Annotated in this window: 14 protein-coding genes; 5 read left to right on the top strand and 9 right to left on the bottom strand. The window is 40.7% G+C overall.

The genetic code is table 11. The features are described 5' to 3' along the window. Window positions 1-13 precede the first annotated feature (13 nt). On the top strand, window positions 14-676 hold the full coding sequence (locus tag WAA15_RS18345; RefSeq protein WP_337044284.1) for an endonuclease III domain-containing protein: 663 nt from the start codon (window positions 14-16) through the stop codon (window positions 674-676). Between the two features lie 38 nt (window positions 677-714). Here the strand turns inward: WAA15_RS18345 and WAA15_RS18340 are convergent, their stop codons facing one another. Both WAA15_RS18340 and WAA15_RS18335 read right to left on the bottom strand, forming a co-directional pair. Next, window positions 715-1,899: a glycosyltransferase gene (locus WAA15_RS18340; protein ID WP_337044283.1), complete on the bottom strand. Its 1,185-nt coding sequence runs from the start codon at window positions 1,897-1,899 to the stop codon at window positions 715-717. A gap of 111 nt (window positions 1,900-2,010) precedes the next feature. Continuing rightward, window positions 2,011-3,126: a glycosyltransferase family 4 protein gene (locus WAA15_RS18335; protein WP_337044282.1), complete on the bottom strand. Its 1,116-nt coding sequence runs from the start codon at window positions 3,124-3,126 to the stop codon at window positions 2,011-2,013. A 554-nt stretch (window positions 3,127-3,680) separates the two neighbouring features. Between WAA15_RS18335 and WAA15_RS18330 the strand changes: the two genes are divergently transcribed. The 3 genes from WAA15_RS18330 to WAA15_RS18320 are packed head-to-tail and all read left to right on the top strand — an operon-like array spanning window position 3,681 to window position 6,656. After that, complete coding sequence (locus tag WAA15_RS18330) at window positions 3,681-4,787, top strand: alcohol dehydrogenase catalytic domain-containing protein (protein WP_337044281.1); 1,107 nt, start codon at window positions 3,681-3,683, stop codon at window positions 4,785-4,787. Between the two features lie 52 nt (window positions 4,788-4,839). Then, window positions 4,840-5,658: an alpha/beta hydrolase gene (locus WAA15_RS18325; protein WP_337044280.1), complete on the top strand. Its 819-nt coding sequence runs from the start codon at window positions 4,840-4,842 to the stop codon at window positions 5,656-5,658. Window positions 5,659-5,711: 53 nt separating this feature from the next. Beyond that, window positions 5,712-6,656: a biotin-dependent carboxyltransferase family protein gene (locus WAA15_RS18320; RefSeq protein ID WP_337044279.1), complete on the top strand. Its 945-nt coding sequence runs from the start codon at window positions 5,712-5,714 to the stop codon at window positions 6,654-6,656. A 100-nt stretch (window positions 6,657-6,756) separates the two neighbouring features. Here the strand turns inward: WAA15_RS18320 and WAA15_RS18315 are convergent, their stop codons facing one another. From WAA15_RS18315 to WAA15_RS18285, 7 genes are all read right to left on the bottom strand, one after another. Further along, the gene (locus WAA15_RS18315) at window positions 6,757-7,995 is read right to left on the bottom strand and encodes an MFS transporter (RefSeq protein ID WP_337044278.1); all 1,239 of its coding nucleotides are present in this window, start codon (window positions 7,993-7,995) and stop codon (window positions 6,757-6,759) included. 88 nt (window positions 7,996-8,083) lie between these two features. Continuing rightward, window positions 8,084-9,382 (bottom strand): Gfo/Idh/MocA family protein, encoded by a 1,299-nt coding sequence (locus WAA15_RS18310; RefSeq protein ID WP_337044277.1) that lies wholly within the window; start codon window positions 9,380-9,382, stop codon window positions 8,084-8,086. Between the two features lie 33 nt (window positions 9,383-9,415). After that, window positions 9,416-10,186, bottom strand: a complete 771-nt coding sequence (locus WAA15_RS18305; RefSeq protein ID WP_337044276.1) for a 3-ketoacyl-ACP reductase — start codon at window positions 10,184-10,186, stop codon at window positions 9,416-9,418. Next, window positions 10,183-11,634, bottom strand: a complete 1,452-nt coding sequence (locus WAA15_RS18300; protein WP_337044275.1) for an oxidoreductase — start codon at window positions 11,632-11,634, stop codon at window positions 10,183-10,185. The genes WAA15_RS18305 and WAA15_RS18300 overlap by 4 nt, the downstream gene beginning before the upstream one ends. A 17-nt stretch (window positions 11,635-11,651) precedes the next feature. Beyond that, window positions 11,652-13,037, bottom strand: coding sequence for a glycosyl hydrolase (locus tag WAA15_RS18295; RefSeq protein WP_337044274.1), 1,386 nt, complete (start codon window positions 13,035-13,037; stop codon window positions 11,652-11,654). A 12-nt stretch (window positions 13,038-13,049) separates the two neighbouring features. Then, window positions 13,050-13,904 carry a sugar phosphate isomerase/epimerase family protein gene (locus WAA15_RS18290; RefSeq protein ID WP_337044273.1) on the bottom strand — a complete coding sequence of 285 codons (855 nt, stop codon included), beginning with the start codon at window positions 13,902-13,904 and terminating at the stop codon, window positions 13,050-13,052. Window positions 13,905-13,992: 88 nt separating this feature from the next. Continuing rightward, entirely contained in the window at window positions 13,993-14,922 is a 930-nt protein-coding gene (locus WAA15_RS18285; RefSeq protein ID WP_337044272.1) for a sugar phosphate isomerase/epimerase family protein, read from the bottom strand. Window positions 14,923-15,100: 178 nt separating this feature from the next. Between WAA15_RS18285 and WAA15_RS18280 the strand changes: the two genes are divergently transcribed. Beyond that, a complete protein-coding gene (locus WAA15_RS18280) occupies window positions 15,101-15,856 on the top strand; it encodes a LamB/YcsF family protein (RefSeq protein ID WP_337044271.1) in 756 nt (251 codons plus the stop codon). The last annotated feature ends 24 nt before the right edge of the window (window positions 15,857-15,880 follow it).

Below are 15,880 nucleotides of genomic sequence, written 5' to 3'. Positions count from 1 at the left end.
TCTTTTATTTATCATGAAACCAGACTTCGACCTTTCAATAATTCTTGCCCGTATTGAACAAGCAACAAAAGATTTTCCGAAAGCAGCTATGTTTGAGCTTGCCGAACGTGGCTATAACTCTTTGTTTGAGCAGTTAATTTCCTGTATCATTTCCATTCGTACTTTCGACGAAACCACTATTCCAGTCTCTTTAAAGCTTTTCAAAGTAGCACGTACACCCGAAGCATTATTACAACTAAGCCCACAAAAACTGAGTGAGTTACTTTATGGAAGCACCTACCCAGAACAAAAAGCCTATACCATGTTAGGCATTGCACAAACGGCGATACAAAAATATAACGGCGAATTACCCGCCGACTTCGATAAACTTATTGAAATGAAAGGGGTTGGCCCTAAATGTGCCAATCTGGCTTTAGGAGTTGCCACCGGACTAGCTGCCATTAGTGTAGATATACATGTACATAGAGTAGTAAATCGCTGGGGATTTATACAAGCTAACACCCCTGAAAAGACCCTGAAACTACTTGAAGCGAAAGTTCCCGTTAACTATTGGGTTGATATAAACCGGCTATTGATGCCATTTGGCAAACATATCTGTACTGGCACCTTACCCAAATGCTCAACCTGCCCAGTATTGCAATTCTGCGAACAGGTAGGCGTAACAACCCACAGATGAATAGTTCTGTGCCGTTGCTTATATTGACAGAATGGGGCTTATAACTCCAGTAATGTTTTAATAAATGCTTCGCTGGTATGAGCCTGCACAAAGTCTTTGGCTCTTTTAGGATACTCAGGTGCCGCAGTATGCAAAAAATATTGAAATGCTTCTTTGATTTCTTCCGGACTATGCCCATCAACAGTAATGCCTAGCTGATATTCACGGGTCTGGTCTCCTACTACTCCAAATTTTGTTGCTATAATAGGTTTATTATGTCGACAAGCTAGCCCTATAACTCCGCTCGAAGAATAGAAATTCACGTATGCCAGCGATATTACATCGCTTTGCCCAACAAAACACTCCATTTCATCATCATCTACAAATCGGCTTTCGAGTTCTACCTGTAAAGACGGATGCAAACTTTTAGCTTCTTTTATGGCTTCGGCCAACGGTGCTTCATATTCAGGTCTGATTTTCCCTACTATCAGCAAGCAGGTTTTGGCGGCATCCTCGGCCGATAATTGTTGCAGCCCTTTTAAAAGATTCACTACGTTTTTCTTACTATCAATCATACCAAAAGCTAGCAGAATTTTCCGGTCGTCATTAATTTTATATTTCTGCCGGATAAACAAGCCTTGTCTGGAAGGGTAATTATAAACAGGGTCAGGCAAATAGGTAAATATTTTGGTTCCTAAGGTTTCGTTCATGGACTGAACTGTTTGCCTGTCATTAAAAATAAAAACCTTTTTTAAATTTTTATTCCGAAGCATCCACCACGAAGTAAATAATTTACGGGCTTTTGTAATAGCTGTTTGCTGTTTTGCACGCAAGGTATTAGCCGCAGGAATCACCCTCGGATAAGGGTTAAACATAATACCCGTGATTTCGCACGATGACCGACTGCTTCCGATAGTATGTTGAAACATATCTACCATCATCAGAATAAGCCTGTCGGCTTTCCAGTCGTTCATGTATTTTGTGACAGACTTCCAGAGCAATTGCGTTGATTTGATAAGGCTCATTCCTGAAAGTTGCGGGGCAAATTCCTCATCAGTAAAGAAAATAATCTGTACGTTTTTTGCAGAACTACGAATGGAAGGAATTGTTTTGGCTTCAGGATTCAACAAAAATATGTACTCTGTATCATTAGGGTTTTGCTCTAAGTATCTTAAAATATTCTGAATATGCCCTAAATTATGCCCTACTAGTTTCACATATATATCGCAAATAATTACTCGCATAATTAGTCTGTTGAAAAAAACGGATTAGTAATAAAACCAACTACTATCAAAAGCAGCTACATTCAAAAATAAAACAGCTAAAACTTATACTATACAAACAGAAATGTGTACCTATTTGCCTAGTACATTTCTGTAAACGTTGAGGGTTTTTTTAGCAGTATTTTCAGGAGAAAAATCTTTAAGACGCTGATACCCCCTTTTAACCAGACTCAGCCTTAATTCGGCATCATCAATTAACCTTTCTACTTCAAAAGCAATATGCTCGGGGTTATCCGGATTAAAATAAGTGGCCGCATTCTGTGCCACCTCAGGAAAACACGAGCGGTCGCTCAATACAACCGGGCAACCACAGGCAAATGCCTCCAGTATAGGAATCCCGAATCCTTCATATAATGACGGATACACAAAAGCAATGGCCCGCTGATACACCCTGTACAAAACTTCATCGGTGGGTATTTCCTGGTGCATCACTTGCTTACTGATGCCTAACTCATGAAATAGTTTATGTTCGGTTTCAGTAAATTTGTTACTCCCTGCACACATCAGATGCAAATCGGGCTGTTTTTTCAGAATTGGCGTAATTGCTCTGATAAAAACATCGAAATTTTTGTAGTTTTCCCTATTGCCTACATAAAGCAAGTATCTTTCGGGCGTAACAATATCAAAGTTTTCGTCAGGCTTATAGGTAGCAAAATGCGTCGAATGATGTACTACTTCTATTTTTTCGGGGGCTATATGAAAAATTTCGAGGAGGTCATTTCTGGTATTTTCTGATACGGCAATAATTTTTGAAGCCTTATCGAGCACTCTTTGTTTATGGGCTTTATCAAAACCATCCAGTTCGGCATATTTGGTCGAGAACTTTTCAGGAATGACATCATGATGGGTAATCACGAATGGTTTCTTGCCAAGAAAAGTCAGGAAGTAATCGTTGAAATAGGTCGGATGAAATATATCGTATCTGTGTAAACCAATGTGCATGGCACTATTGGCACGATTGACATGTGAAAAAACTGCATTGGTAAGGCCGTACCCAAGAAAATAACTAAATGGAAAAACTTTTTTTACATCGGCATTTTTCAGATACTCGTTGTTTGAAAACAATAAGGATAAGTTTACCTCTACCCCCTGATGAAACTTCAGATTGTGCATCAGGTCATAAAAATACCTTGCTACACCGCCATATTTTGCACCAGAAAAAGATTGATGGTCGAAAAGGACTCTCATAAAAAAACGATCAAGTATGTAGGATGAAAAGAATCCGGGAAAACAAAATCTTACACACAATTCTCCTACATTTTATTCAAATTAGGTAAAAATAAAATATTGGTAATGGTAATGATACAACTGGTGTATCATTTTTTGTCTTCTTAGGTTGCCTGATTTTAAACAGCAGCAGACCCTTTTCAATGGTTTGTCGATGGTAATAACAGATGTGATTCCGAAACAAATCAACACAAAATGTATGCCCAAAATCTTATTACCTTTAGTTGATTTCAGTCATACCTCAACCAACATAAGCTAATTATAGATTCATTTTCATACGCAATGGCAAAAATAACAAAAAGAGCAGACATTTTTGCTATAATAAGGCTAGTTATAATTAAAGGTTATCAGAACCTTAATTATTCAATAGTAAGTTTATGTGGCATAGTTTTTAATGAAAAATAATCAGAATAGTTAGTTAGCAGTAGAGATAAATTCCCTTTCTGTTTTCTTATTAAGCTAAAAAATCATATATATTTGAAACAGACAACCCTATTTACATAAACTTACAACCTATGATACAAGCTAAAGCCGCCATTGCCGATGGAAAAGGCCATTTTACCATTCAGACAATTACAGTAGATAATAACCCTTCGGATGATGAAGTACTGGTAAGGCTGAAAGCCGCAGGTATATGCCATACCGACTGGGACTCACAATCGTGGGGTAAACCTTTAGTGATGGGCCACGAAGGAGCCGGAATTGTAGAGAAAACAGGCTCTAAGGTAAAACACCTCAAAACCGGCGACAAAGTGATTCTTAACTGGGCTATACCCTGTTATGAATGTTTTCAATGTCAGGAAGGCAACCAGCATATCTGCGAAGTAAACTCGCCCGTAACGGCAGGTAACAAAGTTGCAGGTGGCCATGCACGTTTGAATGCTACTACATTAAACAATGTTCCCATAGAACGCTCATTCAGCTTGGGGACTATGTCTGAATACACGTTGGTTCGGGAAGCAGCATGTGTAAAAATTGATATAGATATTCCTTTTACTTCGGCAGCTATTGTCAGTTGTGGTGTCATGACAGGCTACGGGTCTGTCATTAATGCCGCAAAAGTAAAGGCGGGCTCATCGGTGGTTGTACTCGGAACCGGAGGAGTAGGACTAAATGTGATTCAGGGAGCCAGAATTGCCGGAGCCAGTAAAATTATTGCTATTGACATAAACCCTTCCCGATTAAAAATGGCGCTTGAATATGGTGCTACTCATACCATTCTGGCCACAAAAGATGATATTGGCCTTTCAGAAGCCGCCAAAAAGGTAAAAAATCTTACGCAACGCGGAGCCGACTATGCTTTTGAATGCACGGCGATTCCGGCATTGGGTGCAGCCCCTCTGGCAATGGTACGAAACGCTGGCGTAGCCGTGCAGGTAAGTGGCATTGAGCAGGAAATTAATATCGACATGAATTTATTCGAGTGGGATAAAGTCTATATTAACCCTCTTTATGGAAAAGCCCGCCCGCAAATTGATTTCCCAATTTTGTTGGAACTCTACCAAAAAGGTGACCTCATTCTGGATAAAATGGTTACACAAACCTACGCCATAGATGAACTACAAAGGGCCTTTTCAGATATGCATCAAGGGTTAAATGCCAAAGGGGTAGTTGTATTTTAATTGTTTCAATCTTTTAAGTTTATCCGAAAGCATAAAGCTTGTTAATTTTAAAATGTCATCATTTTTTACAATCGAAGTATCTGACCCGTCTTACGAATGGGATAACCTACGTTGGATAACCGTTAAAAGCAAAGCGCTCAACAAAAGAGCCGACGTAAGCGTTTTCAAACCAAAGGGAGTGCCAGCCGAATCTATCAAGGGTATCGTAATATTGCTACATGGCGTTTATGGGTCACATTGGGCTTGGTCTCTCAAGGGTGGTGTACATAAAACTACTCAACAATTGATTGATGAAAATAAAATAGCTCCTATGCTTTTAATAATGCCATCGGATGGCTTATTTGGCGATGGAAGTGGGTATTTGCCGCATCAAACAGAAAACTATGAACAATGGATTGTGAACGACCTCCGAAATCTCATTTATGAAGTCCAGACGGGGCTTCCGCAAGACTTACCGGTGTTTATCACAGGGTTATCAATGGGTGGTTATGGTGCTATGCGACTGGGAGCGAAATATCCGCAGGTTTTTACCTCATTTTCGGGTCTTTCTTCTATTACCGAGTTTTCACAATTGAGACAGTTTTTAGAAAACGCTGACGATTCTACTCTAAAACAACACGTAAACACCGAGGAAAACACTTTGGATTGTATACTGGCAAATAAGGAAAATTTACCCTTATTTCGTTTCGATTGTGGCCAAGATGATATACAGATTGAAGCTAACCGAACACTACATCAAGCTTTAATGGAGAATAATATACTGCATCATTATGAAGAATACTCTGGGGCGCATGAGTGGCCCTACTGGCAAGAACATATTGTGGATACTCTTTTGTTTTTTAATAGCTTTTTGAATAAATCTTCGGCATAATGGCCATTAAACATAGCTTAGCATTTAAGTAGCCAACACAAAATAGTGCGCTTATGAATTTTATTAAAACGGGCTTATTAAGCACTTTTCAGGATACAGGCAGGCATAAGTATCGTTATATGGGTGTCAACCCCAATGGAGCTATGGATAAAATGGCCCTTCGTTTGTTGAATATGCTCTTACAAAACTCAGAAAACGAAGCAGCCATCGAAATACATTTCCCTGCCCCTGAAATATTTTTTGACCATGATACGCTTATAGCCATTGGTGGCGCAGATTTCTCGCCTTATTTATTTCATAAAAACCATTCTATTCAGCATATTAATAACTGGCAATGTACTTGGGTAAAGGCTGGCAGTACACTAAAATTCAGCAAGCGTATTTCGGGGCAACGGACTTATTTGGCCGTAAAAGGAGGTTTTAAAGTAAGCGAATGGCTGGGCAGTAAAAGTACCAATACTTTACTTGGCTTTAACGACATCAAATCAGGTCATTATCTGGCTGTATCTGCTCAGGCAGAACCAGATTTTTATCCCTATTTAGGCTTATCGCTACGCCCATTATATACACCAACACCAGTTATCAGGCTTATTAAAGGCAATGAATATTTTTTTTTGAAAGACGAGAGTAAAACCGCATTAGAAAATCAGTCTTTCGGTATCAGTCAGCAATCAAACCGAATGGGTTTCAGGCTATCAGGTCAAGCCCTGCACCTTAAAGAAAAAACAGAACTCATTTCATCAGCCGTTGATTTCGGCACTATCCAGTTACTCCCTGACGGACAACTCATTATCCTGATGGCCGACCACCAAACGACGGGCGGGTATCCGCGTATTGCTAATGTAATTACTGTTGATTTGCCATTGTTAGCACAATGCGGCCCCAAAGACTTTATTTGTTTTAAGTTTATTACTCAGGCCGAGGCAGAAGAATTATTAATAGCCCAAGAAACCGAATTAATGAAATTAAAAACCTCACTGACTATAAGCAGAAGGTAACAGTACCGACTGTTTTCAGCATTTCTATTAATAAAAATCTCCTGAATATACATGTTTATATCAGGAGATTTAAAAGGCTTGTTAAAAACAGGTCATTACTTTACTCAATGTAATCCATTTCTTTATGGAAGGTTTCGTCAATATTCCAGAGGGCTATCAACGCAATAGCGGTTGTAAACACCCCTATTATTAGTGCAGCATACATGATGCCCATATCAGGTTTCAGAAACTTAAAAATTGCCAGTAACGGAATAGTAGCTCCACGTACAAAATTGGGTACTGTTGTAGCTACCGTTGCTCGAAGATTTGTTCCGAATAATTCGGCCGCAATAGTAATAAACAATGTCCAGTAACCATTACAGAACCCTAAAAAGGCACATATTATATAAAAAGTATAGCTACTGTTGATAGGTGCCAGTAGATAAACCAATACAAAACTTAATGATAGTAAAATAAAAATCAGAATTACTTTTTTACGGCTTTGCATATACTGGCTCAGAAATCCACTCACAATGTCGCCGAATACCTGCCCTGTAAAAGTAAGCATAACGGCTTTACCTGCGTTGATAGGCTCAACAATTCCGGCTGCTTCGGCAAATTCTTTCGAAAAAGTAATCAGCACACCCACTACAAACCAGATAGGCAAACCAACCAGAATCGACATCAGGTATTTAACAAACCGTTTCTTATTGTTTACAAGCATAAGCAGGTTTCCTCTCGAAACATGTTTATTTTTAGCTTCTACAAATATCTTTGATTCAAAAATATTTATACGCAGAATTAGCAGTAACAAACCCATACCGCCACCTACATAATACGAAATACGCCATTCAAAAAGTTCTGCCACAAAGTAAGATGCAATAGCCCCCAATAGCCCTAAAGTTGCTACAATAGTTGTACCATAGCCACGTATCTGACGAGGCAAGATTTCAGTTACTAACGTCACGCCTGCACCTAGTTCTCCGGCCAACCCTACTCCGGCAATAAAACGGCAAAGAGCATATTGCGGAATGCTATCTACAAACCCGTTGGCAATATTTGCCACAGAATAAATAATAATTGACCCAAAAAGGACAGATAAACGACCTCTTTTGTCGCCCATTACTCCCCATACAATACCACCCAGAAGCATTCCGGCCATCTGGATATTTAATAAATCAGCCCCTTGTTCAAAAAGCTGATTTCCTTCGAGGCCAAGCGCTTTTAAACTGGGTACTCTTACTATATTAAAAAGAAAGAGGTCGTACATATCTACCAGATAGCCCAAAGCAGCTACCAGTACGGGTAATTGTAAGAGTTGTTTGAGGATATTTTGCTGGTTAGTCGTAGTATTGCTCATGAACAGGTTCTTTATAGGGTTGAAACTGGCCTTAGTTGCTTTTTTGATTAATTATCATCGAAAGCAGCCAAGGCCATGAAATTAAAGATTACACCTTATTAGGGACTGTATAAGGTGCGCGATATTTACGCGTCAGCATTGCATTGGCTTCTTTATCGTTCGGGAAAGTTTCTGTTTTAGGGTCGAATTTGAGTGTTCGTCCTAAACGATATGAAATATTCCCTAAATGTGCCAGACTGGCAGAAAGATGCCCTGTTTCGATAGGGCCATTCAATAAAGCCTTGTTTCTGGCTCTTACGGCTTCAACAAAGTTTTTGTAATGGTCACCACCGGCATTTCTGGCAGGGCCAGGTTCACGGTTTTTACCCAGATACGTTTTGTAATCGTTATAACCGTTTATTACCATATAGCCTTTATCACCGTAGAATATATTTCCTACTTCCACCCCATCTTCTTTATTGGTCATCCACGGGCGTACTTCAAATTCTATTATTTTACCTTCTTTCGGATATTGATATACCGATGTTAAAACCTCCGGTGTTTCTTTGCAGTCGTTCCAGAGATATTTCCCACCCGACGAAGTAATTACTTCGGGTAAGCCAACATCCAGCCCCCACATACAAAGGTCTGTTTCATGTACACCCTGATTGCCGATGTCTCCATTGCCGTAGTCCCAGAACCAGTGCCAGTTATAATGCACATAGTTTTTGCTGAATTCGCGGGCTTGGGCAGGGCCTTGCCATAAATCCCAGTCTAGACCCTCTGGCACAGGAGAGTTACCCATATTTCCAATATCAGGCCGCCATTTATATACGGTTCCGCGAGCCATATAGACTTTACCAATAAGACCATCGCGTAAATGTTTGATAGCTTCCTGAATGGCCTCAGAGCTTCTTAATTGCACTCCATGCTGAACAATGCGGTTGTATTTATTGGCTGCTTCTACCAGTTTACGCCCTTCAAAAAGGTTATGACAGGCAGGCTTTTCTACATATACATCTTTTCCGGCCTGACAAGCCCATATTGCTGCCAGCGCATGCCAGTGGTTAGGGGTAGCAATGCTTACGGCATCAATGGTTTTGTCATCATATACTTTTCTGAGGTCTTGCTCGGTTTTTACTTTTTTTGAATATTTCTTTTCAAAATCATTTGCTCGTTCCTGAAGCACTACCTTGTCAACATCGCAAAGGGTAGTTACTTCAACGTTATCTTGCTTCATCAAGCCTGAAATGTGGTCTTTGCCTCGGCCGTTAACGCCTATTACAGCCACCCGAAGCCTATCGTTTGCTCCAAAAGCCGTAGACGGAATAATGGTTGGAATAGACATGACAGCCAAAGAACCGGGAAGAGCGGTTTTCAGGACATCGCGTCTGGTGAATTTTTTCATAGTATATAATAGTTAAAAGGTTGAAATTCTATTTTAAAGTCTGGCTAGTGTCAGTCCCCCGTCTACCATTATTACCTGCCCTGTCGAATATGGGAAATCACCTTTAGCCAGTGCAGCTACTGCCCTTCCGACATCGTCGGGGAGCCCCCAACGCTTTTGCACACATAGACCTCCTTCTATTAACTGGTCATATTTGGCTGTTACACCGGCGGTCATGTCGGTTTTAATTACACCCGGCCTCACTTCAAACACAGGAATATTAAATTCGCCCAGCCGGACTGCAAATAATTGTGTAGCCATGCTCAGCCCTGCTTTTGATAAACAATATTCTCCACGATTAACCGAAGCCACGGTAGCCGAAATAGAGGAAACATTAATAATACAACTACTAAATAAATTGCTATCGGTTTTTTGTTCTATCAGCCAGTTGGCAACGGCCTGTGTCAGAAAATATGTACCTTTCAGATTCGTCGAAATCACATAATCAAAACTTTCTTCCGTGGCCTGTAAAATATCATTACGTTCTTTAGGAGCTACGCCAGCGTTATTTACTAATACGTGCAAACAACCAAAATGGGCCTTTATTTTATTGAGCATTGTGTGTCGGTCTTCGGATGAAGCTATATCACCCCGACAATAAATAACCTCAACCCCCTGCTCTTTCAAGCCTTCTAGAACTTCTGTTACTTGTTCTTCGGGGCGCATACCGTTAATAGCCAGATTAAAACCTGCTTTTGCCAGATGTTCGGCTATTCCTAAACCAATACCTCTGCTTCCTCCGGTGATAAATGCTACTTTTTTCACTGCTGCTCTTTGAATTGTTTCAGTTTTTCGGCTATGTCCAGATTTTTATACAATGGGTCAAGCGGGAAACAGCCCGAAATTAAACCATTACGAGGGGCCGTGGTACAGTCTGAGAATGTACGGCAAATCTGTTTCCGTTGAAGCGGCCTGTTGTTCAATACATCGTCTGGCAAGGTGGGGTAAGAAAGCACCATACGCCCCAAGCCAACAAAATCGGCCATGTTGTTACGCAACACATATTGCCCAACATTTGGTAGCCACTCTTGCAGGTACGAATAAGCCGACCCTACTATTACCATTTCAGGAAATGCCTGTTTCAGTTCGTTGGTTACATTAATTTGTCGGGCTACTCCTAGAAAAGGCTCTTCGGGTGGTAAGTATCCATCAGAAGGCGGAAACGTAGCCGGACGCATCAGATGCGGGTTATAATATGGGCTGCCTACTGTAATACAAATCAGTTGAATACCCAACGACTGCGCCAAAGCCAGAAATGCTTTAGGTTCTTCTAAATCAATGGTTGTGCCGGCACCTGTTCCTCCGAAGGCAAATTGGTATTTTTCTCCTGCCGAGTAATCAGGCTCACCGTGCCCATCATTATCTTTTTTGAAAGGCACCCAATCAAACGCGCTCAGGCGTATACCCATTTCTAAACCAGGGGCTGCTCTTTTAATGCCCTCCACGATGTTTCGCAAAAAACGGGTACGGTTTTCAAAGCTACCCCCGTATTTACCTTCCCGATTAAAAGAACTCAGAAACTCATGCCCCAGATACCCATGGCAATGTTTCAAGTCAACAAAATGAAAGCCAGCTTTTTGTGCCAGCACAGCCGCTTTTACAAAATCTTCTACCAAAGCGTCAATTTCCTCATCGGCCATGAGTGGGTAATCATCTTCCAGATGATATTTTTTGTCGAGTATCGGGTGGTGATACAGTATTTTTGCCTCAAATTTTTTATGACTGTTAGGTTTGCAGAACCTACCCGAATGTGTCAGTTGCAAGCCTACCAGCAGGTCATCTGTATTACCAAATTTTTCAGCGTGTTTGTTCATAACCAGTTGGTAGAGGTCTTCAAAAGCTGGCAAGTTTTCTTCACTAATGCACAACTGATTCGGATTTGCACGCCCATCATGCCTGACAGCAACAGCCTCACAGCCCCATAATAATTTAGCTCCGCTTACAGCAAAATTCTCCCAACGGCGTTTGGTATATTCGCTAGGTTTGCCGTCTTCGGTGCCATCCCAGCCCTCCATAGGAAGTATGCAGAACCGATTGCCAATCAGTTTACCTGATTTCAATGTTAAAGGCTCAGCAAACGGCGACTCCGCGGCATCAACCAGTTCATCGTCAAATGCCAAATCAACCTGTCCATCCTCAAGATATTTCCTTAAATCGGCGGCTGTTTTTAATTGTGCTACTCTTGTATATTTAGGTTTGGACTTGGTACTCATGAGTTAAATCGTAAATTTTAGCTGTTTAAACAGTTATAAAAAGTATAATAAGTGCCGTTATCGATTAGTCTTTGTACATACAAAGCTAGTTCGCGCGCATGGTAATCTCCCCACATACTCGATTCTCCATAGGCAATTTTACTTCCCTCTGGCACGTAGTCCCAGCCGTTAGGCTGGTGGTAAATAGAATGCAATAAAATACCCTGATGTGCCGGATTTGTACTCAGGTAAGGTTCATCAAGCAGTGTATTTAATACAGTTAAGCCTGCCTGCCAATATTTTTCACCCGCTTCGGCTTCGCCTTTGGTTGTTAAATATTTGCCTAGCCGTAACAAGCCTTGAGCAGCAATGGCCGCCGCCGAACTATCAACAGGTTCATAATCATTAAAGGGGTTAGCAGGCTGGCTAAGGTAATCGCCTAGTTTATGTAAGTTTGGCGCGCCTGTATCCCAATAAGGAATGCCATCAATAGGTGTATGCTCGATATAGAAATCAGCAGTAGCACGGGCGGCTCTTAACATATAGTTTTCAATAACTGTTCTGCCTCCATAAGGAGTTAGTTCATCATCATTTAGTATATTTAAAAACTCTAACTCTTCGGCAAAACCACAAATGGCCCACGCAAGGCCGCGAGTCCAAGTACTGAATCCGGTATAGCCTTGTTGTGAATTCGGACAACGAAAATTACCATCTTTTGTATTAAAAATACTCTCGTGTGCAGTACGCCCCCAGATGTCGTAAGAATCACGACCTTCGCCATAAAACACCGAATAGTCGGCGGTGGCTTTTATGTGCAACAAGGCCCTTTCGAGCAAACTGATTTTAGCATCGCCTTCGGCCTGAAAAATATGCCCCATTTTGTGACTGAGCATCAAAGCACGACATGAACGAATGGTATCAACAAAAAGTGAATGAGGCCCGTTAAACGAATGAATAAAGCCTCCATTCTTAATTGATGTCCAGCGGCTAGCTTGTACGGCTCCCGATATTTTGAGTGCTAACTCATAAAAATTCTTTTCCCAAGTATTAAGCTCAATTCTGCCCTCTTGCATGAGTCTAAGCAGGTTACCATAAGTGCTTACATTGTTAAAACCGTGGTCGTGTACGCCTATATGGCTAATATGTGGGGCCATTACCTCTACGGTTTTACGACGCCCCATTTCCAGAAAACGGGTATCGCCAGTGGCATCGAACTGTAAAATAGCAGAACCAAACTGAAAGCCCTGTGTCCATTCTGTCCAGCCACGGGTAGTATACTTACCAGCAGCCGTAAAAACGGGCGACCCTTTAGCTACATCATAATTTTCTTCAATAGAAATAATTTTTTCGCCCGAAAACTGCCAGAATCTTTTAAGTTTATCAGCTAAATCGGAAGGGTTAAGGTGGTAATTAATATGAATCATTAGCGATGGATTTTATTTTTTCAGACTTTTTAAATAAGCAATAGTTTGGGGCACCTGTGTGGCAATATTTGAACTTTCATCTTCAATGTAATAATGCTCAACGCCTGCTTTTCTGGCTGCCACCAGAATTGCAGGTATATTTATCTGCCCTGTTCCGAGTGCTACATCGTTTTCAGGAGAAGTACCACCCGACATATCACCCTTTACACCTTTTTTTAAATCTTTCAGGTGCATGAGCTTAAAGCGGTTTCCATATTTGTTAAGCAAAGCGGCAGGGTCTTGTCCGGGGAAGAACGTCCAGAGAATATCCATTTCAAAACTTACATACTTAGGGTCTGTATGTTGTACGATATAATCGAATAAAGTACCGTTTTCGTAGGGTTGAAATTCATAGCCGTGGTTATGGTAACAAAACGTAAGCCCGTAAGTGTCTTTAAGTATTTGACCAAAGTGGTTAAAATCCTCAACAGTTTTTTGTGCCATGGCGAGGGTGAAATCTCCTTGATGCGGAATCCAAGCTACCCGTACAAAAGAAGCACCAAGTGTTTTGGCATTCTGGGCAACTTCGGCCATTTTATTTTTTAAATCATCGTACCCTACACCATACGATGAACATTTAATACCGCGGGCATCTAACAACTGACGCATTTCCTGCGCAGTTTTTCCGAACAAGTTCGAAAACTCCATGTCTGTAATACCGTGGTTTTTAATAGTATCTAAAGTAGCAGCTGCATCTTTTGCCAGACTTTTGCGATAGGTATACGATACCATACCCGGCTTTTCGGGGAAAAGCCACTTGTTTTTTTGAGCCATTAAAGGGCTGATTGCTGCAATAAGAAGTAAGACAGAATAAAATAGTTTATTCATAACAGGATGTTTTTAGGGTTGAATTTCATAAAGCCATTTTCTGATTTGCTTACCACGATAAAGCAAAACTCATGAATGGCGCGTAATTTTATAGACCATTATCTTTTAACCAGCCTTTAAAAACGGTCAGGTCTTTTTTCATGGCCGATGTAACCAATTTAGGGTCTATACTTATGGTTTTAGCACCGTTTTCGGCCCCTCCGAGGCTATACTCAAAGTGCATGGTTATAGGCACCGAAATATTGTATTGCTTTAATAATGACAGATACTTACCATAGTTAACTACGCCTTGCCCCAATGGACAGCCTTCTTTCTGTACTTTTCCATCTTTAACCACTCTTCTGAAATCTTTGATAGCAATCGATTTTATATAAGGCTCTATAATTCTGAAACCTACTTCCCAAGAAGTCTCGCTTTCGTGTGTGGCATGGTGAACATCATACTGGCAGCCCAGTAATGGCGAATTAATTTTTTTCAGAATAGGCTGAAAATCCCATATAGTTGCTCCCAGAAACAAGCCGGCGTGGTTCTGGTATTCTCCTGAAATATTATATTTCTTATTTAGTTGTGCTACGCCTTTCATTTTCTCTTCAAAAGCAGCTACTTGTGTCAGAATATCTTTTTTCATATCGAATCCATACCATCCCATGCGGTAATGTTTGATACCTAAGCGGGAAGCCGTTCGTAAAACATGCTCGGTCAGGGGGTTAGCTTCCAGAATATTAGTTACTATCATAGGTACACCTATATTGGCTTTTTTACAGGCTTCTACTACTTTGGGCAGGTCTTCTTCTACGCGCTCAGGAATTACATGTCCATCAGGCCGGACAGTCAAGTCAATACCATCGAAACCTATTTCTGCAACGGTTTCGGCTAATTTATTGTAGTCGGGAATCCAATGAAGTGTTTTTGAAAATACGTTGATTTTGGCTTCATCGGCTGGTTTTGCAAAAACAATATTATTTTTTGCAAAAATACTACCAGTTATGGCTGTACCTATAAAATGTCGTCTGTTCATGCTTAAAATTAGTAAAATAATTCTGATAGAAGTACAATTTGCTTCTCGAAAAATTTAAAGAATTATTTTATTTTCAATCAATTAAGCAGGGCTTTAAAAACAGCATGAAGTGGGCTTCACATATAGGAGAAAAGAAGAAAAGTTTCGTTCTTTGTGCTTGTATCTTACACTACTGAATATGCCAAGCATAGATTTGAATTGTGATATGGGCGAATCGTTCGGGGTCTGGACAATCGGCAACGATATAGCTCTTATGGATTATATTTCTTCGGCTAATATTGCCTGTGGGTTCCATGCGGGTGATGCCTCCGTTATGCGTAAGACTGCTGCCCTAGCCTTACAAAAAGGAGTAGCCGTGGGTGCGCACCCCGGCCTCCCTGATTTACAGGGTTTTGGCAGACGTAATATGCAACTCAATGCAGAAGAAGTGTACGATATATGTTTGTATCAGATAGGAGCTATGTTAAATATAGTAAAGGCACTAGGAGCAAAACTACATCATGTAAAACCACATGGTGCTTTGTATAATATGGCTGCTAAAGACAAAAAACTGGCTCAGGCCATTGCACAAGCCACAAAAGACAGCCAGCCAGATTTAGTTCTGTACGGGTTATCAGGCAGTTTTCTGATTAGTGAAGCTGAAAATGCCGGATTAACTACTGCCTCAGAGGTATTTGCAGACCGAACGTATCAGAACGATGGAAGTCTTACGCCGCGTTCTGAAACCAACGCCTTGATTACAGATACTGATACAGCCGTAGCTCAGGTTATAAGAATGGTTAAAGAAAAACACGTTATTTCGACGGATCGTCGGGTAGTACCTATTAAAGCTGATACTATTTGCATACATGGTGACGGCCCCCATGCACTGGCTTTTGCACAGATACTTAGCCAAAAAATAAAAACTGAACAACTACTGGTGAAAGCTATTTGAAAAATTAACCCTGAAACCCTGAAA

The organism is Emticicia sp. 17c, from assembly GCF_037153985.1.
Classification (GTDB): domain Bacteria; phylum Bacteroidota; class Bacteroidia; order Cytophagales; family Spirosomataceae; genus Emticicia.
This window is presented reverse-complemented; position numbering and strand designations above follow the sequence as displayed.